This is a genomic window from Neotamlana sargassicola (assembly GCF_020523965.1).
GTDB lineage: Bacteria > Bacteroidota > Bacteroidia > Flavobacteriales > Flavobacteriaceae > Neotamlana > Neotamlana sargassicola.
The window spans coordinates 253,342-278,270 of the sequence record NZ_JAJAPX010000002.1 but is presented as its reverse complement, the minus strand read 5'-3'; the positions used below and the strand labels follow the sequence as shown (position 1 = coordinate 278,270).

The 24,929-nt window shown below is 33.9% G+C and carries 23 protein-coding genes; 10 read left to right on the top strand and 13 right to left on the bottom strand.

The annotated features are described in order from the left end of the window. Positions 1-58 precede the first annotated feature (58 nt). The 7 genes from porL to LG651_RS06050 all read right to left on the bottom strand — a co-directional run bounded on the left by porL (position 59) and on the right by LG651_RS06050 (position 8,870). Positions 59-694 carry a type IX secretion system motor protein PorL/GldL gene (porL, locus tag LG651_RS06080; RefSeq protein WP_226695241.1) on the bottom strand — a complete coding sequence of 212 codons (636 nt, stop codon included), beginning with the start codon at positions 692-694 and terminating at the stop codon, positions 59-61. A gap of 96 nt (positions 695-790) precedes the next feature. Beyond that, positions 791-2,143 (bottom strand): T9SS ring complex lipoprotein PorK/GldK, encoded by a 1,353-nt coding sequence (porK, locus tag LG651_RS06075; protein ID WP_226695240.1) that lies wholly within the window; start codon positions 2,141-2,143, stop codon positions 791-793. Between the two features lie 161 nt (positions 2,144-2,304). Next, complete coding sequence (locus tag LG651_RS06070; RefSeq protein WP_226695239.1) at positions 2,305-3,471, bottom strand: formimidoylglutamase; 1,167 nt, start codon at positions 3,469-3,471, stop codon at positions 2,305-2,307. Between the two features lie 135 nt (positions 3,472-3,606). After that, positions 3,607-6,090, bottom strand: coding sequence for a type I DNA topoisomerase (gene topA / locus LG651_RS06065; protein WP_226695238.1), 2,484 nt, complete (start codon positions 6,088-6,090; stop codon positions 3,607-3,609). 145 nt (positions 6,091-6,235) lie between these two features. Continuing rightward, positions 6,236-7,012: a hypothetical protein gene (locus tag LG651_RS06060; protein ID WP_226695237.1), complete on the bottom strand. Its 777-nt coding sequence runs from the start codon at positions 7,010-7,012 to the stop codon at positions 6,236-6,238. 109 nt (positions 7,013-7,121) lie between these two features. Then, the gene (locus LG651_RS06055; protein ID WP_226695236.1) at positions 7,122-8,348 is read right to left on the bottom strand and encodes an LVIVD repeat-containing protein; all 1,227 of its coding nucleotides are present in this window, start codon (positions 8,346-8,348) and stop codon (positions 7,122-7,124) included. Positions 8,349-8,420: 72 nt separating this feature from the next. Then, complete coding sequence (locus tag LG651_RS06050) at positions 8,421-8,870, bottom strand: hypothetical protein (RefSeq protein ID WP_226695235.1); 450 nt, start codon at positions 8,868-8,870, stop codon at positions 8,421-8,423. A gap of 213 nt (positions 8,871-9,083) precedes the next feature. Between LG651_RS06050 and miaB the strand changes: the two genes are divergently transcribed. The 7 genes from miaB to groL all read left to right on the top strand — a co-directional run bounded on the left by miaB (position 9,084) and on the right by groL (position 15,936). Continuing rightward, positions 9,084-10,532, top strand: coding sequence for a tRNA (N6-isopentenyl adenosine(37)-C2)-methylthiotransferase MiaB (gene miaB, locus LG651_RS06045; protein WP_226695234.1), 1,449 nt, complete (start codon positions 9,084-9,086; stop codon positions 10,530-10,532). A 59-nt stretch (positions 10,533-10,591) separates the two neighbouring features. Further along, positions 10,592-11,860 (top strand): sigma-54 interaction domain-containing protein, encoded by a 1,269-nt coding sequence (locus LG651_RS06040; RefSeq protein ID WP_226695603.1) that lies wholly within the window; start codon positions 10,592-10,594, stop codon positions 11,858-11,860. Between the two features lie 2 nt (positions 11,861-11,862). Continuing rightward, positions 11,863-12,387, top strand: a complete 525-nt coding sequence (gene lptE, locus LG651_RS06035) for an LPS assembly lipoprotein LptE (protein WP_317197711.1) — start codon at positions 11,863-11,865, stop codon at positions 12,385-12,387. Positions 12,388-12,433: 46 nt separating this feature from the next. Next, positions 12,434-13,396, top strand: coding sequence for a hypothetical protein (locus LG651_RS06030; RefSeq protein ID WP_226695233.1), 963 nt, complete (start codon positions 12,434-12,436; stop codon positions 13,394-13,396). Positions 13,397-13,402: 6 nt separating this feature from the next. Beyond that, positions 13,403-13,753, top strand: a complete 351-nt coding sequence (gene secG / locus LG651_RS06025) for a preprotein translocase subunit SecG (protein WP_226695232.1) — start codon at positions 13,403-13,405, stop codon at positions 13,751-13,753. Between the two features lie 165 nt (positions 13,754-13,918). After that, entirely contained in the window at positions 13,919-14,194 is a 276-nt protein-coding gene (locus LG651_RS06020; protein WP_044631148.1) for a co-chaperone GroES, read from the top strand. A gap of 110 nt (positions 14,195-14,304) precedes the next feature. Next, on the top strand, positions 14,305-15,936 hold the full coding sequence (gene groL / locus LG651_RS06015) for a chaperonin GroEL (RefSeq protein ID WP_226695231.1): 1,632 nt from the start codon (positions 14,305-14,307) through the stop codon (positions 15,934-15,936). Between the two features lie 454 nt (positions 15,937-16,390). On the opposite strand, the gene LG651_RS06010 is transcribed toward groL, so the two are convergent. The 6 genes from LG651_RS06010 to xrtF form a co-directional block, all read right to left on the bottom strand. Further along, on the bottom strand, positions 16,391-16,744 hold the full coding sequence (locus LG651_RS06010) for a heavy-metal-associated domain-containing protein (RefSeq protein ID WP_226695230.1): 354 nt from the start codon (positions 16,742-16,744) through the stop codon (positions 16,391-16,393). Positions 16,745-16,812: 68 nt separating this feature from the next. Next, complete coding sequence (locus LG651_RS06005; protein WP_226695229.1) at positions 16,813-19,062, bottom strand: TonB-dependent receptor; 2,250 nt, start codon at positions 19,060-19,062, stop codon at positions 16,813-16,815. Between the two features lie 161 nt (positions 19,063-19,223). After that, positions 19,224-19,943, bottom strand: coding sequence for a heavy-metal-associated domain-containing protein (locus LG651_RS06000; protein WP_226695228.1), 720 nt, complete (start codon positions 19,941-19,943; stop codon positions 19,224-19,226). A 101-nt stretch (positions 19,944-20,044) separates the two neighbouring features. Beyond that, a complete protein-coding gene (locus LG651_RS05995) occupies positions 20,045-20,446 on the bottom strand; it encodes an HYC_CC_PP family protein (protein ID WP_226695227.1) in 402 nt (133 codons plus the stop codon). Positions 20,447-20,493: 47 nt separating this feature from the next. Beyond that, entirely contained in the window at positions 20,494-20,934 is a 441-nt protein-coding gene (locus tag LG651_RS05990) for an exosortase F system-associated membrane protein (protein WP_226695226.1), read from the bottom strand. Next, positions 20,931-21,479, bottom strand: a complete 549-nt coding sequence (gene xrtF, locus LG651_RS05985) for an exosortase family protein XrtF (protein WP_226695225.1) — start codon at positions 21,477-21,479, stop codon at positions 20,931-20,933. Before xrtF ends, LG651_RS05990 begins: the two co-directional genes overlap by 4 nt. Positions 21,480-21,556: 77 nt before the next feature. Between xrtF and LG651_RS05980 the strand changes: the two genes are divergently transcribed. The 3 genes from LG651_RS05980 to LG651_RS05970 all read left to right on the top strand — a co-directional run bounded on the left by LG651_RS05980 (position 21,557) and on the right by LG651_RS05970 (position 24,912). Then, positions 21,557-22,012 (top strand): GAF domain-containing protein, encoded by a 456-nt coding sequence (locus tag LG651_RS05980; protein ID WP_226695224.1) that lies wholly within the window; start codon positions 21,557-21,559, stop codon positions 22,010-22,012. A gap of 193 nt (positions 22,013-22,205) precedes the next feature. Beyond that, positions 22,206-23,738: a bifunctional phosphoribosylaminoimidazolecarboxamide formyltransferase/IMP cyclohydrolase gene (gene purH / locus LG651_RS05975; RefSeq protein WP_226695223.1), complete on the top strand. Its 1,533-nt coding sequence runs from the start codon at positions 22,206-22,208 to the stop codon at positions 23,736-23,738. A gap of 145 nt (positions 23,739-23,883) precedes the next feature. Continuing rightward, complete coding sequence (locus tag LG651_RS05970; protein ID WP_226695222.1) at positions 23,884-24,912, top strand: rod shape-determining protein; 1,029 nt, start codon at positions 23,884-23,886, stop codon at positions 24,910-24,912. Positions 24,913-24,929 lie beyond the last annotated feature (17 nt).

The window sequence follows — 24,929 nt, the reverse complement described above, 5'->3', positions numbered from 1 at the left end:
AAATTAGGTTTTTTGGTTAATTAATTATGTGATTTGGGATTAAAAATTAACCTTCTAATTAACTTTTGTTCATAGCAGAAAGCATACCTCCATAAACACCGTTTAACGATGATAAGTTAGATGCCAACGACTGCATTTGCTCTTTAACTTTAGCAGCATTCTCAACAGACTCCTCGTTAATAGCAGCTTGCTTGTTAATGCTCTCTAATTGTACTTTGTAAAGGCTGTTTAACGATTCCATTTGGGCTGCAGCTAAAGATAATTCCTCACCGTATTTTTTAGTTGCTGCAACAGAATCTACAGTAGAACCCATGTTTCTGGCTGCTCCTTCAAAGTTTTTAATACTATCTCCAAGGCTAGCAATTAATTCACCATCAATTTTAGCTTCTTTTAAAAGACTATCTAGTTTTTTAGATAAGATTCCTTCGGCATCACTGTTTTCTCTTACAGCTTTTTCACCACCAGCTAATTCTGGGTAAACCAAAGACCAATCTAATTCATCATCAACTGGTTCGAATGCCGATAAAGCAAAGATAATTGCTTCTGACACTAGACCAATAGTTAAAAGTACGTTACCGGTTAAAGGGCCAAACTCGATATGAGTAATTTTGAATAATGCACCCAGGATTACAACTGCTGCTCCTAATCCGTAAGCCATATTCATGAACTTTTTGCTTGCTTTTGACTTTGCCATAATTTTCGATTTTAATGTTTAAGTAGGTTAATACTTAGTAGGTTAATAGTTATTTATAATTATTGAATTGATTAAAAAACTTTCAATATTGAACCGTTACTGTGTTACGTTTGTCCCCATATAATCTTGAACAGTTCTAAAGCCAATGTAGCTTCTTGCAGAGTCTTGGTATTCGTAATCTCGCGAACTAACTTGTAAAAAGTAAGCCACGTCTTTCCATGAACCACCTCTAACAATTTTACGTTTATTGTTTTTATCGTTTACACTTGGGTTAATTGTTGACGTATATTGGTACGCTGCAGCATCGTAAGATGCATTGATCCATTCTGATACGTTACCAGCCATATTATACAAATTATAATCATTTGGTTCGTACGACTTAGCCTCAACCGTATACAATGCTTGGTCGGCAGCATAATCGCCTCTTACAGGCTTAAAGTTTGCCATAAAACAACCTCTGTCGCTTTTTGTATAAGGCCCTCCCCAAGGATAAGTTGCTGCTTGCAAACCACCTCGTGCAGCATATTCCCACTCTGCTTCAGAAGGTAATCTAAAAGAATTTACAAACGCTGCTCCTTTTTTAGATTTTTGATATGCATTTTTATTAATTGTACGCCATTCACAAAAAGCTTTAGCTTGCATCCAAGTAACACCAACCACTGGATATTCACCATAGGCATCGTGCCAGAAATAATCGTTGTGCATTGGCTCATTATAAGAATAGGCAAAATCTCTAATCCAAACTGTAGTATCTGGATAAATTTCGATCTCTTCTTTCTTGATTGCTTCTTTACGTTTTATACCTCGCTTTCTTGCAGCTTCTTGAATATCCATATAACTGTATTGGAATTTAAATTTCTTAACATCCCAAGTACGTTGCCCGTTGTAAGATTCTTCTAAAGGTAAATACATCGTATCCATAACCTCGGCATAATATTCATCTGGATAATCTGTGGTATCAAAAATTAAATCTATATCTCGGTTAATTTTTCTACCCTCGAAACCAGTTGGTCCTAAACCGGTATAATTTTCGAACATATATTTTTCGTAAACAGACATATTTGCTGTATCGGCATCTTTAAATGCAAATTCACCAATACCGCCATCTTCTGGTAATTTACCTACCTCGTCTGCTAGCACTGCCAGTTTATATCTAAGAATTGAATCTCTTACCCAGTTCACAAATTGGCGATACTCGCTATTTGTAATTTCTGTTGCATCCATATAGAAGGCTCTAACAGTTACAGTTTTTGAAGGGGCGTCATGAACACCAGCAAGATCGTCGTCTGCTTTACCCATAATAAATGCGCCTCCAGGAATTAGTTCCATTCCGTATGGCTTTTCAGGATGCCATTTTTTTCCTTTAACACCAACTAGCTCGCCTCTATCATTAGAGCCACAACTTACTAGCATTGTTATTACTGCGGTTAATAAAATAAACTTCTTCATATCCATAGAAAACTCGAGGTTAATTATTTTAGCTTCTTATTTGAGAGCGTAAACATATTTATATATTTTTTAAAAAGCAACTTTTTATCTAAAAAATTTACGTTTCATCGTATAAAATTTACATTTTACCGATTAAATAAGCGCTTAGGCTGTTTTGCCCGCTATACGCTATTCTTTTGTATTGCTTTATACCAGCGTTCTGGCACTTTATTATTACACGCATCGACATAATCTTGATGCATGCATGGTAATAACGTGTGTCTTTTTAATTTATTATTAACATTTGCCAAAAAAGGAATTTCTATCCACCATCTACCTGTTTTATTACTTTTATAAAACACTAATTCCTCTGACTCTGTTAAAGTTATAAATTTTTGGAAATTATTTTCGTTGGAAAAATCGTCGTCGTTTACACGGTAATTTACACCCTCGACAAAATACCAAATCATTTGCGCTATTAGCATGGAAGTAACTTCGTCGTCCTTTGAAGGTTTATACTCATAAATTCCAAAGGAACTTACTTTATTACTTATGCCTGCATAACGGGTAATGGCACAAATTTCTTTTCCATCGAATCCGTTAGGAGAATATTTTTGCTTTAAACTTACATCGGAACTTTTTATTGAAGACATATCTACCGAAACAATATTAGCGTCTCGCATAACTGGTTCTGCCAGAGTTATGTTATTTGAAATTTCACCAAGTCGATAATATTCAAAATACAAACTCTCCATTAAATCTATCTCCTCTTGTGGATTAAAATAAGTTTGATAACCCACCGTAGTGTAATTAAACAAATTGTAGGGTTTATCTAGAATAATTTTCCCCACAAAACTGTTGTTTTTTATTGGCTTGCTAGAATCACCTAAATTAAACTTAGCATCTACGTTTACAACATTAACCATAGGCAACAAATCGTCGTAAGCACGGTAATTAGCATATGTTAAATCTTGCGAACCTCCTAAAATAACAGGAATTACGTTTGCTTTAATTAAGGTAATTACAGATTCTTTAAGCGCAAAATAAGTATCGCTTACACTCTCACCTATATTAATATCACCTAAATCGGCAATTGATACTTGCCAACTACCTGGAAATAAACTGTAAAATGCTTTACGGATTTCGTTTAACTGAAAAGACTCTCCAATATAATTAATATCGTTGCGATTTTCTAAAACACCTAGAATAGCCACTTTTACGCCTTCTAAATTTGGTACGCCGTTTTGAGCTGAGTGAATTTTAATTTTTTTGCCTAAAGCCTGCTCCGAAAGTAACTCGTTATGAGCTAGAACAGCATCTGGTACTGGGGATAAAAAACTAAAATCCATTAAAAATATAAGTGATTATTTTTTACATCTTGATTATCACAAATATTAAAAGAATAAATGAATTTTCTTATAGATTATTGAAAAAAAATACACGAATTACATAAACCACTAAAAATAGTGCAACAAAAACCTAAGCTACTTCTTTTTGGTTGCTTTTTTTCTTGTTTTTTTCTTTGGAGCATTAGCTTCAATAATAGCTTTTGCTTCCTCTAAAGTCATTTCGCTTACATCAACGGTTTTTGCTAACTCTACTTTAGTTTTTCCTTGAATTACATTATGCCTTCCCCAACGTGCTTTTTCAACACGAATAGCGCCATCTTCCCAAGAATGAATAAGTTTATCTTTTTCTTTTTGAATTTTATCTTCGATAAGGGTTACAATATCATCATCGGACAAATTATCCCAATCGTATTTTTTGTTTACGTTAATAAACATGTTGTTCCATTTAATATATGGCCCAAAACGCCCTTTTCCTTTTTGTACTGGCAAATCTTGATAATGATAAATTGGCGCATCAGCTTTTTGCTTTTCTTTTATTAAAACAATAGCATCATCTAATTCAACGCTTAACGGATCTGTTCCTTTAGGCAACGACACATAAGCTTTTCCAAATTTCACGTATGGCCCGAAACGACCATTATTTACTTCAACCGTTTCGCCTTCAAACTCACCTAAATTTTTTGGAAGTTGAAATAAATCCATCGCCTCTTCATAGGTTATGGTATTTAATTGTTGGTCTGGACTTAGGCTTGCAAATTGTGGTTTTTCTTCATCATCAACCGTACCTATTTGCACCATTGGTCCAAATTTACCTAAACGCACACTTACTTGCTTTCCGGTTTTAGGATCTTTCCCTAAAATACGCTCACCAGATTCTCTATCGGCGTTTTCTTTTACATCTTCAACAACTGGATGAAAATCTTTATAAAACGATTTCATCATTTTTTGCCAATCCTCTTTTCCTTCAGCAATATCATCAAAATCTTCTTCAACTTTCGCTGTAAAATTATAATCGAGAATAGCATCGAAATGATTAACTAGGAAATCGGTTACAATCATTCCAATATCGGTTGGCACTAATTTTCCTTTATCTGAACCTACTTTTTCGGTTAAGGTTACATCTTTTATATTTCCTTCTTGAAGTGTTAATTGTGAATATTCACGCTCTACACCATCAATAGTACCTTTTTCAATATAATTTCTGTTTTGAATAGTTGATATTGTTGGCGCGTATGTAGACGGACGACCAATACCTAATTCTTCCAACTTTTTAACTAAAGAGGCTTCAGTATATCGTGCTGGCGGACGCGTATAACGCTCGGTTGCGGTAATGTAGCTATTTAATAAAGTTTCATTAACCTTCATTGCTGGCAACATGCCATCTTGCTCGGTATCTTCATCATCGGTTCCTTCTAAATATACTTTTAAGAAACCATCGAAAGTAATAACCTCACCATTTGCTGTAAATGTTTCTTCATGTGTGTCGGCTTCAATTTTTACGTTGGTACGCTCTAAATTAGCTTCACTCATTTGCGATGCTATAGCTCGTTTCCATATTAAATCGTAAAGCCTTGCTTGATCTCTATCTATATTTACACTGTGCGTTGCAAAGTTTGTTGGACGAATAGCTTCGTGAGCTTCTTGTGCCCCTTTTGCTTTGCCTACATAATTTCTAGGATTGCTATATTCGTCGCCATAGGCTTTTTTAATTTCGGCCTCGGCACCTTTTCTTGCCTCGTCAGATAAATTTACACTATCGGTTCTCATGTAAGTAATTAAACCCGCTTCGTATAGACGTTGTGCCATCGTCATGGTTTTACTTACCGAAAAATATAGTTTACGTGATGCTTCCTGCTGTAAAGTTGATGTTGTAAATGGTGCTGCTGGTGATTTTTTTGCTGGTTTTTTTGTTAAATCGGCTACTTTAAAGTTTGCAGCAGCATTTTTTTCTAAAAACGCTAGAGCTTCTTTTTTAGTTTTAAAATTCTTAGGAAGCTTTGCTTTAAATGTTTGTCCGTCTTCATTTGAAAATTCAGCATCAATTCTGTATGAGGCTTCAGGTTTAAAATCTGCAATTTCACGTTCCTTCTCAACAATTAATCGCACAGAAACCGATTGTACACGACCTGCAGATAAACCGCCTTTTACTTTTCTCCATAATACTGGCGAAAGCTCGTAACCTACAATTCTATCTAAAACACGACGTGCTTGTTGTGCATCAACCAAATCATAATCTATTCCTCTTGGGTTTTCAATAGCTTTTAATATGGCTGTTTTTGTAATTTCATGAAATACAATACGTTTAGTTTTCTCTTTATCAAGCTTAAGCGTTTCGGCTAAATGCCACGCAATAGCTTCTCCCTCGCGATCCTCATCACTTGCTAACCAAACCATTTCGGCTTTTTTTGCTAAGTCTTTAAGTTTTTTAACAACTGCTTTTTTATCTTTAGAAACTTCGTATTTGGGATTAAAATCACCTTCAACATCTACCCCTAATTCTTTACTTGGTAAATCGGCAATATGCCCAAAACTAGATTCTACTTTAAAATCTTTACCAAGAAATTTTTCAATGGTTTTTGCTTTTGCTGGTGACTCAACTATCACTAAATTCTTCGCCATACTTCGTGTTTTGAGCTACAAATTTATGCTAAAAAAAATTTAACATCCTAATTTTATGGTCTTTCATTAAATAATTTAAAGCAAAATAGCCTGTATTTAACATCTTAAACACAGGCTGTTAATTTTTTAAGTAAATTATTTAATTTTAAATTGTTCCTATTTCGTCGATTGCACTAGTTTGATCAAAACCAACTACTTCTTTGTAAATTATATATATGGGATGAAACAAAAACGATTGCACAAAAATACCACCAATACCACAGGTTATAAAAGTTGCAATGGTAATACCGATATAAGACATAATTAACAAACCTAATGTTATACCCCACTTTTTATTTCCTAATTTAAAAGCTAACGAAAGTATTTCTCCAACCGATAAATCTTCATTAAAAGCAAAAATGGTAAAAACAAACATAACAGGCACTGCAAAATAAAACAAAGGCAAATAACACAGTAAAGCTGATGGCACCAATATTAATACAGCAATGAGCATTAATATAAATACTTTTGCTAGATATTTTCCTTTTACGAAATAGAAAAAATCTTGCGTAAAAACAGATTCGCCATAATCTATTTTTTTCATAATTCGATAAAACGCAGCATTTAATGCCGTTGTAATAACACCTAAAACAATAACACCCAATCCTACAACGATAATATACAACACAGACATGCTTCCAAAAAAGTTATCCATAGCTTCTGGATCTGCATAACCACTTCGCTGCTGCTCCATTATCATACCAATAAATGGCACATAAAACATAAGGATTATTGGCAGCATAACAATTAAAGAAAACACCTGAAGTAACAACCCTTGCACCCAAGTTTTTTTAAAAAGTTCAATTGATTTGTTAAAAATATCGCCAAAATCGAGTAATCTGGCTTCTTTTATGTGTTTTGAAATATTATTTACGGTATTCATAAATATGGTTTGAAGGTTTTATTTTTTAAATGTAATCGTTTTTTTATGAATATCATAAATAAAAAACCCTACCGAATGGCAGGGCTTTAATATTGAATTAATTACGAAATTAATTTAAACTGTAAGAACTTATTGGTTTTATGTCATTTTCAAGGTATTCGTATTGATGTAATACATTCCCTCCAATCATTAATAAAGAATTTTGCAACGGGATTATATCTTTCAACTGTATGTCGTCGTAATCTTTTATCATACTTAAATCTAACGGATTTTCTTTATTAATTAATTTTAGTCCAGCGGTGCCATCGCAAACAAAAAGCATATCTCCTTTAATCCCTAAACCGTAAGGGTTCTCTAAAGTGTAGCGCGATGCCAAGGTTGGATTGGTTTTGTCACTAACATCAATTACTTCTAAAACACTTTCTAATTGTCCGCAAGCATTACCTCCACGTAAAGTTAAATAAGCATAGTCTCCATCTACAACTACAGGATCGCAACCTTCCCAATGTATAAACTCTGAGACATATTCTGGCGTTGCCGGATTATTTAAATTATAAATATACATACCATTTGTGCTTCCCAAATACAAATAATTATCGGCTTGAAACATGGTTTCAATATTCCAGCCAGCATATTGCGTATTAGCTAAAACGGGTTCTGATAAATTAGAAATATTAAAAATTGCCATTTCGTAAGAACCAACGGTATATAAATAATTATCTACAATTTGAAAACGCGCCAAAGAACCTCCAGTTCCTGTCGTAGATTCAATTGCCGCCACATCTACAATAAAATCTACAAATCGTTCGTCGTCACGTTTTTTTCTTCGTTCTGCAGTTACAGTCCAACCTACAATAATCTCATCTTCGTAATTAAATCTACTATAATCAGCCTCATCTGCTTCGATAGGCATGTGGTAATCGTACACACTAAATACATCTTCTAACCTTTCTATTAATTTTACCTCATCGCTAATATTAGAAATATCAAAAACTAACAAATCTGTAGCACTATCGGCGTATAAATAATCGTCTTTTACCGAAATATCTTCGTTTCCAGGAATTTTTATAAACTTTATTGTAACTGGTGTTTCCGGGTTTGTATTATCGATAACATGAATACCTTCAACATCCCCAATAAAAATAAAATCTTGATAAGCATAAATTTTCCCAACTTCTTGTATAGTTTGTGGAGCAGAAACTTCAACCGAACTCCTAAAATCGGCTTTACTCATTACTAATGGCGTAGCGACTTGAACTATTTCAAAATCGTCTTTTTTATCGCATGAAAATGCAAAACAAAGTGTGAGAATTAAACCTATAAATTTAGTTTTCATAGTGTAATTGGTTTTTATTTTAAAGATACAAAAAAGAATAAGCCTCGAGCTATTCCGTTATTTTTAAAAGAATTAATATTTGTAAGTTAAGGTATCATCTAAGCCTTCTATGTTTAAAATTAACTCTTTTTGGGAGTTATTAATTTGCAATGGTTTTAAACTAAAACTTACTTGCTTTGTAAAAACAGCAAGACAAGCTTCATTATTTATTAGCTGTATTTTTAAATAACGTTGTTCAGGCGACGATTCTGCAATAACTTCAGAATCAACTAAATTAAACTCCCAAGAATCGCCACTACACCCAGATGCGCTAAAACTAAAACTAAGGCAATCATCTATAATGTTAACATTTGATATGGTAAAAAAATCAGTTTCTAAATTCGCGTACATTTCCGCATCAAGCACAACAGTTTTATCGCAATTCTCAGAGACATCATCATTTATATTATCATCACAGGTCATATTTGTTAAACTCAACAAAACTGTAATTACCCAAATTGTTATTTTTAAATTATTCTTCATTTTTATTTTTTTGAATAAGCAAAAAAGCTCTTTTACTCTCTATTAACTAAACACTCACTATATTTCATAGATAAATAAAACCTAAAATGGTTGCGTGTTTACCTACAATATTTTTAAAATACTTTAAAAGAAAAATTAACTGCCAATTTGTCACCAAACCATAAATAAATTATATCTTTGCATGCTTGTTGAAATGAAATATTTCAAATAATTATGGAAAAGACAATAGACGAAAATAAACAAGGAGAATCATTAATTCTTGAGCAAAAAGAAGGCAATAAACGCAAACTTTTTATTGAGAGCTATGGTTGTGCCATGAATTTTAGCGACAGTGAAATTGTTGCTTCAATACTATCTGAACAAGGTTTTAACACGACACAAACCATTGAAGAAGCCGATTTGGTTTTAGTTAATACCTGCTCTATTCGCGATAAAGCCGAACAAACCGTTAGAAAACGGTTAGAAAAATACAACGCCATAAAAAGTAACCACAACCCTAAAATGAAAGTTGGAGTTTTAGGTTGTATGGCCGAACGCCTTAAAAGTAAATTTCTTGAAGAAGAAAAAATTGTAGATTTAGTGGTTGGCCCCGATGCTTACAAAGATTTACCCAACCTTTTAGCTGAAGTTGATGAAGGTAGAGATGCTATTAACGTTATCTTATCAAAAGAAGAAACCTATGGCGATATTTCTCCTGTTCGATTAAACAGCAATGGTATTACTGCTTTTGTATCTATTACACGTGGTTGCGATAATATGTGTACATTTTGTGTTGTGCCATTTACTCGTGGTCGTGAACGCAGTAGAGACCCTCAAAGTATTATTGAAGAAATTAACGACTTAGCTAATAAAGGTTACAAGGAAGTTACACTTCTTGGCCAAAATGTTGATAGTTATTTATGGTACGGCGGCGGACTTAAAAAAGACTTTGATAAAGCCAGCGATATACAAAAAGCTACTGCAGTTAATTTTGCCAAATTATTAGATATGTGTGCCATAGCACAACCTAAAATGCGTTTTCGTTTCTCAACATCTAACCCACAAGATTTTACTATAGATGTTATTGAAACCATGGCAAAGCATAAAAACATTTGCAATTACATTCACTTACCGGTACAAAGTGGAAGCAATCGCATTTTAAAAGCCATGAACCGCTTGCACACGCGCGAAGAATATTTTGATATTATTGACAACATTCGTCGTTTAATTCCAGATTGCGGTATAAGTCAAGATATGATTTCTGGTTTCCCAACCGAAACAGAAGAAGATCACCAAGACACACTTTCGCTTATGCGATACGTAAAATACAGTTACGGTTACATGTTTGCTTATTCTGAACGCCCTGGAACTTTAGCCGAAAGAAAACTAGAAGATGATATTCCGGAAGCTGTAAAAAAACGCAGATTAGCAGAAATTGTGCAACTACAGCGCGATTTAAGCGAAGACGTAATGAAAAGTAACGTTGGCAAAGTTGTAGAGGTTTTAATTGAAAAATCATCAAAAAAATCGGATGCCGAATGGTCTGGAAGAACATCAGAAAACTTAGTAGCTGTATTCCCTAAGGAACATTATAAAGAAGGCGATTTTGTAAACGTAAAAATTAATAGCTGCACTAGTGCTACCTTAATTGGAGAAGCTGTGGGCTATTCAGAAAATAATTAATATTAAATAAAATTTGAAGTCTTGATTACTTTAAATCTTGACTTTTGAATATAGAAAAAATGGAATCTGTTCAAGCAATAAAACAACGTTTTGGTATAATTGGTAATACGCCAGCACTAAACCGTGCCATAGAAAAAGCTATACAAGTTGCACCAACAGATATATCGGTTTTAGTAACTGGCGAAAGCGGGGTTGGTAAAGAAAGTATTCCTAAAATAATACACCAATTATCGCACCGCAAACACAACAAATATATAGCTGTTAACTGTGGTGCTATACCAGAAGGCACAATAGACAGCGAACTTTTTGGTCACGAAAAAGGCGCATTTACAGGAGCAACTCAAACACGTAGTGGCTATTTTGAAGAGGCCGATGGTGGAACCATTTTTTTAGATGAAGTTGGAGAATTACCTCTAACAACACAAGTACGCCTACTTCGTGTTTTAGAAAATGGCGAGTTTTTAAAAGTAGGCTCTAGCAAAGTACAAAAAACTAACGTACGTATTGTTGCGGCTACAAACGTAAATATGTTTGAAGCTATACAAAAAGAAAAATTTCGAGAAGACTTATTTTATCGTTTAAGCACTGTAGATATTAATCTTCCGCCATTGCGCGAGCGACAAGAAGACATCCATTTATTATTCAGAAAATTTGCTAGCGACTTTGCATTAAAGTATAAAATGCCAACGGTAAAACTTTCTGAAAACGCTGTTCAATTACTTGTAAAATATCACTGGAGCGGAAACATTCGCCAATTACGAAACATTGCCGAACAACTTTCTGTATTAGAACAAAACCGAACCGTTTCTGCCGAAACTCTGCGCAACTATTTACCAACAACTGGAAACAATTTACCTGCAGTTATAAAACAAACAAAAGCAGAAAGCGACTTTAGTAGCGAGCGTGAAATACTTTACAAGGTGCTTTTCGATATGAAAAGCGATCTCAACGACCTTAAAAAACTTACCATGGAACTCATGAAAAATGGTAATACTAAAGATGTCGAAAAAAACAACGAAAGCTTAATTCAAAAAATATACGGTAACGACACAGACGACGATATAGAATTTGAAGAACACAGCAACGACAATACCTTTTTAAGCATTCCAGAACACACTTCAACCCCAATTATTGAAGAAGCCGTTAACGATAAATATCATTTTGCCGAAGAAATTGAGGAAGAAGAAACTTTATCTTTACAAGACAAAGAACTTGAATTAATTAAAAAGTCGTTAGAACGTCACAGCGGAAAACGCAAACTGGCTGCAGCCGAACTTGGTATTAGCGAACGCACATTATACCGAAAGATTAAACAATACGATTTATAATTTTGAGTTTAGTTTACATGAAACGCATAAAACACATCATCTTATTTAGCCTTTTAATTTCAACATTAAATAGCTGCAAAATACAATACGGCTTTACACAGCCTAGTTCAATTGAAGCAGACACCTTTCAAGTAAATAGCTTTGAAAATACAGCCTTACTTATAGAACCAGGTTTAACTCGTGATTTTAAATTAGCATTAGAAAACTTAGTTCAAGACCAAACCAATTATACCTTGGTAAACAATAATGGCGATTTAATTTTTGAAGGCGAAATTACCGATTATCGTATTTCCCCAACCACCTCTACCTCATCGAACACCGCAGCACAAAACAGGCTTAACATAAGTGTTAGAGTTCGGTTTTTTAACACCAATAACGAAGAAGACGATGTTGAACAAACCTTTACATTTTTCTACGATTATGCAGCTACTGCACAATTAACAGGAACCTTAAAAACAACAGCTCACGAAGAAATTTTCGATCGTTTAACCCAAGATATTATTAACGCCACATTAGCCAAATGGTAAGATTTTATTACAATCTTAAATAAATTAAATAAATTTGGTGCATCAAATGAATAAAACCGATTTTACATATATCCTGCAACATCCGGAAGCACTAACTTCCGAGCAAGCCAATGCCGTAAAATCAATTATTTCGGAATTCCCTTATTTTCAACCGGCCCGCGCAGTTTATTTAAAAGGGTTGAAAGATCAAAACAGTTTCGATTACAATCAAGAGTTAAAAACTACAGCGGCTTTTACTACCGATAGAAGTATACTATTCGATTATATCACTTCCGAAGCATTTATTCAGAATGAAATTTCAGAATTCATCAAACAAAATACAACACAGTTAAAAGATATAGCTGTTGATGCTGAAGATATTTCGGTTAACAGAAGCACATTAATCGATGATAATTTACACAAGCAAATTGAAGAAACCGATGGTGCTTTAGACCCGAATTTGTTTCAACCTAAAGAAATTAAAAAAGCTCCAGAAACTCATTCTGATAAAAAAAAAGCGATTGAAGCAGCCACTTTAATTAGTAATTCCGACGCTAATAAATCTCCTGAAGCCCTGTTAAACCTAGGAAAACCTTTTCAATTTAACAAAGCCGAAAAGCATTCGTTCAACGAATGGTTAAAAATATCGCATTTTAAACCCATAGAACGCGAAAACACAACCGAACAACCCAAAATTGCAAAACTGGCAACACCAGAACCTAATAATAACGAACCAGAGGAAGACTTAGAAAAGCAAAAAAAGTTCGATTTAATTGATAAGTTTATTCAGCAAAGCCCAAAAATAAGTCCTGTAAAAGACACGACACAAAAAGGAAATTTAGCCAAAGAACAAATGATACAACCCGAAGCTTTAATGACAGAAACTTTGGCGCGTATTTATGTAGAACAAAAAAATTATAAAAAGGCCATTCAATCTTATAAAATTTTAAGTTTGAAATATCCAGAAAAAAGTGGTTTCTTTGCAGACCAAATTAAAGCAGTAGAACAATTAAGAGATCAAAATAAATAAAACATAATGAGTACGTTTACAATATTTTTAGCCTTAATAATAGTAGTAGCATTTTTACTTATCGTTGTAATTATGGTACAAAATCCTAAAGGTGGTGGTTTATCGTCGTCGTTTGGTGGCGGTGGTACACAACAATTAGGAGGCGTTAAAAAAACAACCGACTTTTTAGATAAAAGTACATGGACATTAGCAACCATACTTTTAGCATTAATTTTACTATCGAATGTAGCTGTAAACAGAAGTTCTGGTAGTTTAGAATCTAAAGCTTTAGAGGCTGGAGAAACTATCGAGCAACCACTTCCTACACCAGCAGCTCCAGCAGCAACAAATGATGCTGCAAGTGAAACTGAAGAATAAAATTAAACAAAACACATTAAAAAATGCCAACTTTTCCAGTTGGCATTTTTTGTTTGTACCAGTTTCGGCAGGCTTTCTGAAAGTTTGTCAGTTCCCTAGCTATGGCACATTTTTAGCTTAAACCTATACCGTAAATATTAATTTTAAAATTTAAAATATATCACAATGTCATTAAACATTAAACCATTAGCAGACCGTGTTCTTATAGAACCAGCTGCAGCTGAAACTAAAACGGCTTCAGGAATTATTATTCCAGATAACGCTAAAGAAAAACCACAAAAAGGAACTGTTGTTGCTGCCGGACCTGGCACTAAAGACGAACCTATTACCGTAAAAGTTGGCGACACTGTTTTATATGGCAAATATGCAGGAACAGAGTTAAAACTTGAAGGTACCGACTATTTAATTATGCGTGAGAGCGATATACTTGCAATAGTTTAATTGTAACTTTTTCTGTTTCCGCGAAAGCGAAACACCTATAAAACTAAATTACATTAACATAAAAAAAGATTCCCGAATTCTCGGGAATGATAAAAACATACTTTTCAATCATGGCAAAAGACATAAAATTTGATATAGAAGCACGCGACGGATTAAAACGCGGTGTTGATGCATTAGCGAATGCTGTAAAAGTAACTTTAGGCCCAAAAGGGCGTAACGTAATTATTTCGAAAAGCTTTGGAGCGCCTCACATTACAAAAGATGGTGTATCTGTTGCTAAAGAAATAGAATTAGAAGACGCACACGAAAATATGGGTGCGCAAATGGTAAAAGAAGTTGCCAGCAAAACCAACGATTTAGCTGGTGATGGTACTACAACTGCTACCGTTTTAGCACAAGCTATTGTAAAAGAAGGTTTAAAAAACGTAGCTTCTGGAGCTAACCCAATGGATTTAAAACGTGGTATAGACAAAGCAGTTGAGGCTATTACTAAAGATCTTGAAGCCCAATCGCAAGAGGTTGGTAATTCTTCTGAAAAAATAAAACAAGTTGCGGCCATTTCTGCAAACAACGACGATACTATTGGTGAATTAATCGCTCAAGCGTTCTCTAAAGTTGGTAAAGAAGGTGTGATTACTGTTGAAGAAGCCAAAGGTTTAGATACTTATGTAGATGTTGTTGAAGGTATGCAGTTCGATAGAGGATATTTATCGCCTTACTTTGTAACAGATTCTGATAAAATGATTGCCGATTTAGAAAATCCGTACATTTTATTATTTGATAAAAAGATTTCTAACTTACAAGAAATTCTTCCAATTTTAGAGCCAGTAGCACAATCTGGTCGTCCTTTATTAATTGTTGCTGAAGATGTTGATGGACAAGCCTTAGCTACTTTAGTGGTTAACAAATTGCGTGGTGGTTTAAAAATTGCTGCTGTAAAAGCTCCTGGTTTTGGCGACAGACGTAAAGCAATGCTTGAAGATATCGCTATTTTAACTGGTGGAACTGTAATTTCTGAAGAAAGAGGATTTACTTTAGAAAATGCTGATTTAAGCATGTTAGGAACTGCCGAAACAGTAACTATCGATAAAGACAACACAACTATTGTAAATGGTTCTGGTGATGCCGAAGCTATTAAAGCGCGTGTTAACCAAATTAAATCGCAAATTGAAAGCACCACTAGCGATTACGATAAAGAAAAACTACAAGAGCGTTTAGCTAAATTAGCTGGTGGTGTTGCTGTACTTTACGTTGGTGCTGCTAGTGAAGTTGAAATGAAGGAAAAGAAAGATCGTGTTGATGATGCTTTACACGCAACTCGTGCTGCTGTAGAAGAAGGTATTGTTGCTGGTGGTGGTGTTGCTTTGGTGAGAGCTAAAGCCGTATTATCAAAACTTGAAACGGTTAATTTAGATGAAACTACTGGTGTACAAATTGTAAATAAAGCTATTGAAGCGCCGTTACGCACTATCGTAGAAAATGCAGGTGGCGAAGGTTCTGTTGTTATTAACAAAGTACTTGAAGGTAAAAAAGACTTTGGTTACGACGCTAAATCTGAAGAGTATGTAGATATGCTTAAAGCTGGTATTATTGATCCTAAAAAAGTTACACGAATTGCTTTAGAGAATGCTGCTTCGGTTTCTGGAATGATTTTAACTACCGAGTGTGCTTTAATTGATATTAAAGAAGATGCTCCTGCTATGCCTCCAATGGGTGGCGGTGGCATGCCAGGTATGATGTAGGCAGCGGAGTCGCTGCAGACAAGTATTTGCTCACTCAAACGCAGATATTACTTTTTATTCGGTATGAAAAACATAGCGAAAAATTTAAATACAAAAAACGCTTCTCAATTTTTTGGGAAGCGTTTTTTAATAATATAAAGGCCACTTATAAAAAGTGGCCTCTCATTAATTTTTCTAAATTCCAAGGTTAATTACATTAACCCAAAACACAAACTACTTCTTCTTAACAGGAGCTTGTGGAGCTTTTTTTACCGCTTGTTTTGGTAAAATAGCTTTTCCTTTTGCTTTGTCTTGTTTCATAATTTTCTTCTTTAAAAGAACGATATAAAAGTAGCTATAAGTTGAATTCGTGATATTTTCGTTGGCAAAAATTTAACTAAAATTTACGCTAAATTTTTCTACGGTTAAAAACTCTTATTAACCACAAAAAAATGTTAAATCAACTCGAAAGTTATTATTCGTTATGCTCTTCTTTTACAGCATTATCGCGATACCTACAACATGGGTGAACCGATAAATATTGCTCTTCGGTAGCTTTAATATCTTTAGTATCGTGACCAGCAGAAGCTATTTTGGTTTTAATAGAATCTAAATTGGTTTTTTGTGCGTTGTAATACAATTTTAATTCGTGGGTTTCTACATTCCAATTAGCACTTTTTACCCCTTTAGTTGCTAAACAAGCTTTTTCTATTCGGCTTTTGCACATCATACACACACCATCTACCTCAATGGTAGCTTGTTCGTTTTTACTTTGTGCGAATGTTACCGTGGCCAATAGCATAATGGCTATAACTGTTATTTTTTTCATATTATTTATCTTTTTTCATTTCCGCGAAAGCGGAAATATTATTATTAATTTATTTTAAAATCTATTTTTTACAATACTTTAAACCTCAATCCTGCATAATACATACTACCAAAAATTGGACCATATACAAAGGTCGTATCAAAATACGAACCAAAAGGATCGTCTGCACTTAAAACCGGATTATCCTGCCTAACATTAGTTATATTTTCGCCTCCTAAATATACTTCAAACTTTGGAGAAAACACTCTTGTTATTTGTGCATTTAATGTTGCTACCGTTGGTGTACTATCGCCTAACTGAAAGGCTGGCGGGTTAATTCCTGTTGATGAAAAACGCTGTGTGCCTAACCAATTATAAGTGGCATCAAATTTCCATTGTTTACCATCATCTTTTAAATGTGTTTCATAGGATACATTCGCAAAAACTCTGTGCTTAGGAGTTAATGGTTTTTCTAATTTACCTGAGCTATAATCAGTTTTAACGTCATAAAATTTATATGCTGTTCGTAAGTCAAAACCTTTAAACACATTATAATTCATTTCTACTTGAAAACTATTAGCATAACTTTCACCATCTAAATTATAGAAATTAATTTCTTGCGGATTTTCATAATCTACAACCACTTGGTTTTTAAAATCGGTTCTATAAAAATCTAAAGTTACATCGGCTTTTCTTCCAAAAAGATTAAAACCTTGCAGATAAGACACCCCGTAATTCCAAGCAATTTCAGGATCTAAACCATAAATTTCACCCGAATTATTTAACACATTTATATTTCTAGATGTTGCAAAAACACTTTGGTTTTCGGCAAAAATATTAGCACTGCGCTTACCACGACTAAACGATGCTCTAAATGCCGATTTACCCCAAGGCGTATATCGTGCATGAAACCGTGGTGTAATAAAAGTACCTAATAAATTATGATGATCTACACGTAAACCTGCGGTTAAATTCAGTTTTTCTAAATTATCGAAATTATATTCAAAAAAAGCACCAACCGAATTTTCTGTACGTTCGTAATTAGGGTTTAAATTATCTACATCTAAAACCTCATCATAATGGTCGTAAGTGTAACTAAGTCCTGTTTTAATTTTATGTCTAGAATCCGAAATTATAGAATTATAAATAACATTAGCATACAAGCTGTTATGGTTTATTTCATAAACATTTAAACCGTAATACGATTCTTGTTTGTGCCCACTAAAAGCCGTTTGCACACCAAGACTTTGCCAAGGTACCTGCGGATTCACATAACCTAATTTAGCTGAAATTTCGTAACGCTTGGTATCAATTTCACTACCCCAATAATTGGTAGTAAGCTTATCGGTATCTGGATTAAAATCAACTTGTCCGGCTTGTTTTTCATCATTTAAAAACTTTAAATTAATAAAACTCACCAATCCTTTTTGGGGATTAGTATATTGCCAGCGGTTCATAACATTAATTTGGTTGTACAAGGGCATGTCTAAAAACCCATCGTTATTAACATCATGTTTTTGATTATGCGTATTACCGTGTAAATACAAACCCGTGCTCCATTTTTCGCTCACATTGGTGTTAAAATGTGTATTAAGCTCCATACGCTCGCTGGAAGCACCGTAAAAGTTTACAAAAAATTTATTATCAGTAGTTGGCTTAACCAATTCTGCATTTATTTGGCCAGCAATACTCTCGAAACCATTAACCACGCTACCAGCTCCTTTGGTAATTTGAATACTCTCTACCCAAGTTCCAGGAATAAAACTAAGCCCAAAAGCTTGCGAAGCCCCTCGAACTGTTGGAATATTTTCGGTAGCAATTAAAATATACGGACTCGTAAGCCCTAACATTTTTATTTGTCGGGTACCCGAAACTGCATCGGCGAAATTCACATCAATAGACGGGTTGGTTTCAAAACTTTCAGATAAATTACAGCACGCCGCTTTTAACAGCTCGTCGCTACTCACCGTCATTACATTAGTTGCACTTAAAAACGATTTTGCTGTAGCTTGCTTACGCGAGGTCACGGTAACTTCATCTAAATTATCGCTTGGTTGCAACCAATGTTTAATAGGTTTCAGTTCGTTAATAGTTAACGTATCGGTTTTAAACCCAACATAACTAACTACTAATTTTTTATAATTGGTGCTGTAAGGTAAATTAAATTCACCATCTAAGTTAGTAACTGCACCAATTTCTGTATTTAACCAGTACACATTGGCACCAGCTAAAGGTAAATTTTGGTTATTGTTGTTCGCTTCGAAAATGGTACCAGAAATTTTATCCTGAGCTCCATTTAACATAGGCCAAAGCAACAATAAATATATTAAATGTTTCATGTATTTGTTTTTGGGCGTTACCCTCGAAACTTCGGGGTCGGGCTTTGCGCTATATCTTTTTTATGCCTCTTCTCGATACATTTTACTCATACTTCGTAAAACACTCGAAGTGACAAAAAAAGGATGCCGCTACAATCCCTAACGCAAAGGTAACTAGTATTTTACTGTGTTAATTGAAATAACATGGCAATTGCCATAATAATCATGATACTATTCTCTATAAAAGTCGCCTTAGTCATGGGTAATTTTAAAGCTGTACCCAAACACGCGCATTGTATGGCTTTTTTATCGAGTAATGTTTTAGTTACACCAATAGTGGTAATACCCAGAATAATTAAAGTTAAAATTAAAGCTACGGTAATTTTAAAACGCATTAAAAACATTAACCCAAGTGCCACTTCTATAAACGGATACACCCAACCATAAACCGGAACAACTTTGGCTAGCGGGTCGTACATTTTAAACGATTCTGGAAAACCTTTTAAGTCTAACAGCTTAAAAAAGCTAAAAACAATGTAAAACAAGCCCATAAAATCGAGCATAAAACCACTTAAACTCCACGGTTTAGAATTTAGTAAAGTGGCTGCTATGATTAAATATCCAAAAATTAAAAACAACGGAAAAAGTTGCTTCCAATCGCTTTTTTCTTCAGTTTTTGTGCTTGATGTATTAAAAACATTAGGTTGCGATATTTTATATTTTTCGGGTAATGCTTGTTGTAATTTTTCTATTGAAACATGCGATTTCATTGTTATAACAACTTCAGCTTTTTCAGTGTTAGCTTCAGCCTTTTCTACTTCGGCTAAACTAAGTAATGCTTTTTCAACAGATGCTTTACAGCCATTACAAGTCATGCCTGTAACTGTATATGTATGTGTCATGATTTTTTATTTGATTTATAAATTCGGAATATCTTCCGCGAAAGCGAAAAACAAGAGATATCCGTTAAATATTCCAGATATCAATCTATAATTTTTAAAAATCAAATGATGAAAACTTGGTGAAGCGCTTGTACATTGGCTACCAAGTTGGGCGGAGAATAATTATTAAAGGGAATAGGTTGCTTTTCTACTTCCTTAAATAAGTTTAAATAGGTATAAACGTAAAGTGTTGCAAATTGAATTGGCGATAACTTAACATCTTCAATCGATGATAATTTTAACTCGTCTTGACCTTTAACAACGTTAACTTCGTCTTTACAACAATTCATTTTTAAAAGCACTTCCATGTTTTCCATAGCACATTTTTCAACACTGGTAAACATCGAAACATCTACCAGAACATCGCCACAATAGTGCTTTTCAACAGTAAATGAAACCGTAGATAGTGACACGAGCAACGCCAAGGTGCTAGAAAAAATTTTATGAAATACTTTTTTAATCATTGATACAAAATTAAACAAAAGCCTGAAATTAAAAAGGTCTTTATTAATTACTTAACATTTAAATTTTGCTTTTTCTGATAATAAAACGCTGGTAATAACAATAATAAAAGTATGGGCTGTATTAAAAACCTACGAATATTGAAAAACAAATAATAGTCTTCTTGTCTTGGGTTTATCACAAAATATAGATAGAAAATCATTAAAATTATAAACGCTACTCCATAAATTACACCTGAAAATTTAATAATACTTTTTTCTTTAAAAAACATATAGATTATAGCCAAAGAAATTGTGGTATTGAGTAAAAATCTTAGCGTAGTATTTAGTACTAATTTAGCAACTTCGCGCCGCGGACTGTCAATGTACAAATAATCGTTTTGAAAAAAGGTTAAATATGGATCGTAGAACAAATTATCCTCAAAAAACCTGACAAGAATCAACAGTAAAAATAGTACAGAAATAATTATGTAACCTAGTAGTTTATTCATTTTTTTGATTCAAATTTCGAAAACCGATTTACCCAAAACACCCAAAGTAAAAACAGCATACCGTAAATTATTGCAGGAAAAATAACGGTGTGCAATACATGCTCGTGTTCCGGATATTTATACAATCCAATGCTTAAAACAACAATACGTAGTAAGTTTGCAATATAAATTAAAACACTCCCGAATAGCGTATATAAAAACGTGTTTTTAAAACTCCCTGAAAAAGCTGTTATAAACGACATAAATAAAATAATAACGCTTACAGAGTTACAACCTTCTACAATTCTTGCCAAATACTTTCCTTTGAAAATAAGTTTCATAGAAGGCTCTTGCGGATGCGGTTGCATAATGGTAGCATAGCCTAAATCGTTTAATATGGTTTGCGTTTGTTTTGATACCAAATTGGTAATATAATCTGGATAAAATTTAGAACCATCGCTAAACTGTAAGTAAAACTTATAAGCAAAAGACAAAACCGCATAAACCACCAAAAAAGTGACTATAAATTTAACGACGCTTTTGTATTTTAAAAACAGTGTTTTCAATTAAATATTTCTTAAACCAAAACCGAAATTACAGCTTTTTAAATACTTTTGCTCGATAATCAAGATTAATTTTAGTTATGTTATTCGAAACATTAAAACCACAAATAGAAACTATTACAACAGCCACCAATTTAACAACAGACGAACGTTTACTAAAAATTTGCGAATTACTAGAAGAAAACGTTAGTTATTACAATTGGGTGGGTTTTTACTTTAAAAACGGAGATAAAAACGAACTTAAACTAGGTCCTTATGTTGGCGCACCTACCGACCATACTATAATTCCTTTTGGTAAAGGTATTTGCGGGCAAGTTGCTGTTAGCAACGAAAATTTTGTGGTGCCAGATGTTACTGCTCAAGATAATTATATTGCCTGCAGCATAACCGTAAAAGCCGAAATAGTGATTCCTATTTTTGTTAATGGTGAAAATATTGGACAAATAGATATAGACTCGAACACACCAGACCCTTTCACCGAAGCAGACGAACGTTTTCTGGAGTTTGTTTGCGAGAAAGTATCTGAAATACTTTAGGCGAAAAAGCTAAGAAGCCACTTATTTTAAATAAACCTTTAAATTGTTCTGTTAATAACTTCTATTTTTAGTTAAGAAATCGCTTCATTTTAAGTAAATCGTTGGTTTTTTATTTGATGATTTTGAGTACTTTTGCGTTTTATTACAAAAAACAACAAAATAACACGCAATTTCATTAAACAACACAACACTAATGAGCAACGAAAAAACTATCAAATCAGCCCTAATTTCGGTATTTAGTAAAGACGGATTAGAGCCAATTGTTAAAGAACTAGACAAACAAGGTGTAACCATTTACTCAACAGGTGGTACAGAAAAATTTATTAACGATTTAGGTATTAACGTTGTTCCTGTTGAAGATGTTACTTCGTATCCTTCAATTCTTGGCGGACGCGTTAAAACATTACATCCAAAAGTTTTTGGAGGTATTTTAAACCGACAAAACCACGATGGTGATGTTGCCGAATTAGCAGAATACGAAATTCCGCAAATTGATGTGGTTATTGTAGATTTATATCCGTTTGAAAAAACAGTTGCTTCTGGAGCAAGTAACCAAGATATTATTGAAAAAATAGATATAGGCGGTATTTCTTTAATTCGCGCTGCAGCAAAAAATTATGCCGATGTAATTTGTGTATCTTCGGTTGATGATTATGCCGAATTTTTAGAATTAATTTCTGCAAACAACGGTTCTGTTAGCGAAGAAGACAGAAAACGTTTTGCAGCAAAAGCTTTTAATGTATCGTCGCATTACGACTCGGCAATCTTTAATTATTTTAATCAGAATAACGAAGAAACCGTTTTAAAAATTAGCGAAACTAATGGCAAAACATTACGCTACGGAGAAAACCCACACCAGAAAGGATTTTTCTTTGGGAATTTTGATGAATTATTCACTAAACTTCACGGTAAAGAATTAAGCTACAACAATTTATTAGACGTTGATGCAGCAGTGAATTTAATGCTTGAATTTAAAAATGAAGCTCCAACTTTTGCTATTTTAAAACACAACAATGCTTGTGGTTTAGCTCAACGCGACACCCTACACCAAGCTTATGTAGATGCTTTAGCTGGCGATCCAGTTTCTGCTTTTGGAGGTGTATTAATTAGTAATTCTGAAATTGATGTAGCTACAGCTGAAGAAATTCACAAACTATTTTGCGAAGTGGTTATCGCACCGTCTTTTTCCGCGGAAGCGTTAGAAATATTAAAAGGTAAAAAGAACAGAATTTTATTAGAAATTCACGACGTTGACATGCCAAAAACCAACGTAAGAAGTTGTTTAAATGGTATTTTGGTACAAGACAGAAATGAAATTACCGATAAAGCTGAAGATTTAAAAACCGTAACCAACCTAGCGCCAACAGATGCGCAGATTGAAGATTTATTATTCGCTTCAAAAATATGTAAACACACCAAATCGAATACAATCGTTTTAGCAAAAAACAAACAACTTTGTGCAAGCGGAACTGGACAAACCAGTCGTGTTGATGCTTTAGAGCAAGCCATACATAAAGCAGGCACTTTTAAATTCGATTTAAACGGTGCTGCCATGGCAAGCGATGCCTTTTTCCCGTTTCCAGATTGTGTAGAAATTGCTAAAAATGCAGGAATTTCTTCCGTTATTCAACCAGGTGGTTCTATTAAAGACCAATTAAGCATCGATTATTGTAACGATAACGACTTAGCTATGGTAATGACGGGAACACGCCATTTTAAGCACTAAATTTTCAACTTTAGTCATCTAAAAATCGACAAAAAGCGTATAAGAGTTTAATAAATTTTGAATAGATTTATAACAAATTAATTTATTAACTTTTATTACTTTTACGAAATTCGTTTTTTAAACCCTTAATACTTTTTTAATACGCATGGGATTTTTTGACTTCCTAACTGAAGAAATTGCAATAGATTTAGGTACGGCTAACACACTAATTATTCATAATGACAAAGTTGTAGTAGACTCACCTTCCATTGTAGCTCGCGACAGAGTAAACAACAAAATAATTGCTGTTGGTCACGAAGCTAGTTTAATGCAAGGAAAAACCCATGAAAACATAAAAACCATTCGCCCATTAAAAGATGGTGTAATCGCAGATTTTGATGCTTCGGAACAAATGATAAGTATGTTTATTAAAAACATACCGGCATTAAAAAAGAAATTTTTTACACCTGCATTACGAATGGTAATTTGTATTCCTTCTGGAATTACCGAGGTTGAAATGCGTGCAGTAAAAGAAAGTGCCGAACGTGTAAACGGTAAAGAAGTTTACCTAATTCATGAACCTATGGCTGCTGCTATTGGTATTGGCGTAGATATTATGCAACCAAAAGGAAACATGGTTGTAGATATAGGTGGCGGTACCACAGAAATTGCAGTTCTTGCCCTTGGAGGTATTGTTTGCGACAAATCGGTTAAAATTGCTGGTGATGTTTTTACAAACGATATTGTGTATTACATGCGAACACAACATAACCTTTATGTAGGTGAACGCACAGCCGAAAAAATAAAAATTCAAATTGGTGCAGCTACCGAAGACTTAGAAGTTCCACCAGAAGACATGAGCGTTCAAGGACGTGATTTATTAACAGGAAAACCAAAACAGGTTTCTATTTCATACAGAGAAATTGCCAAAGCACTCGATAAATCTATTCTTCGTATTGAAGATGCTGTTATGGAAACTTTAGGGCAAACACCTCCTGAATTAGCTGCCGATATTTATAATACAGGTATTTATTTAGCAGGTGGAGGTTCTATGCTTCGTGGTTTAGATAAACGTTTATCACAAAAAACAGATTTACCCGTTTATATTGCAGAAGACCCTTTAAGAGCTGTTGTTCGCGGTACGGGCATCACGCTTAAAAACTTAGCTAAATATAAAAGTGTATTGATTAAATAAAACTGAAAAATACGCTG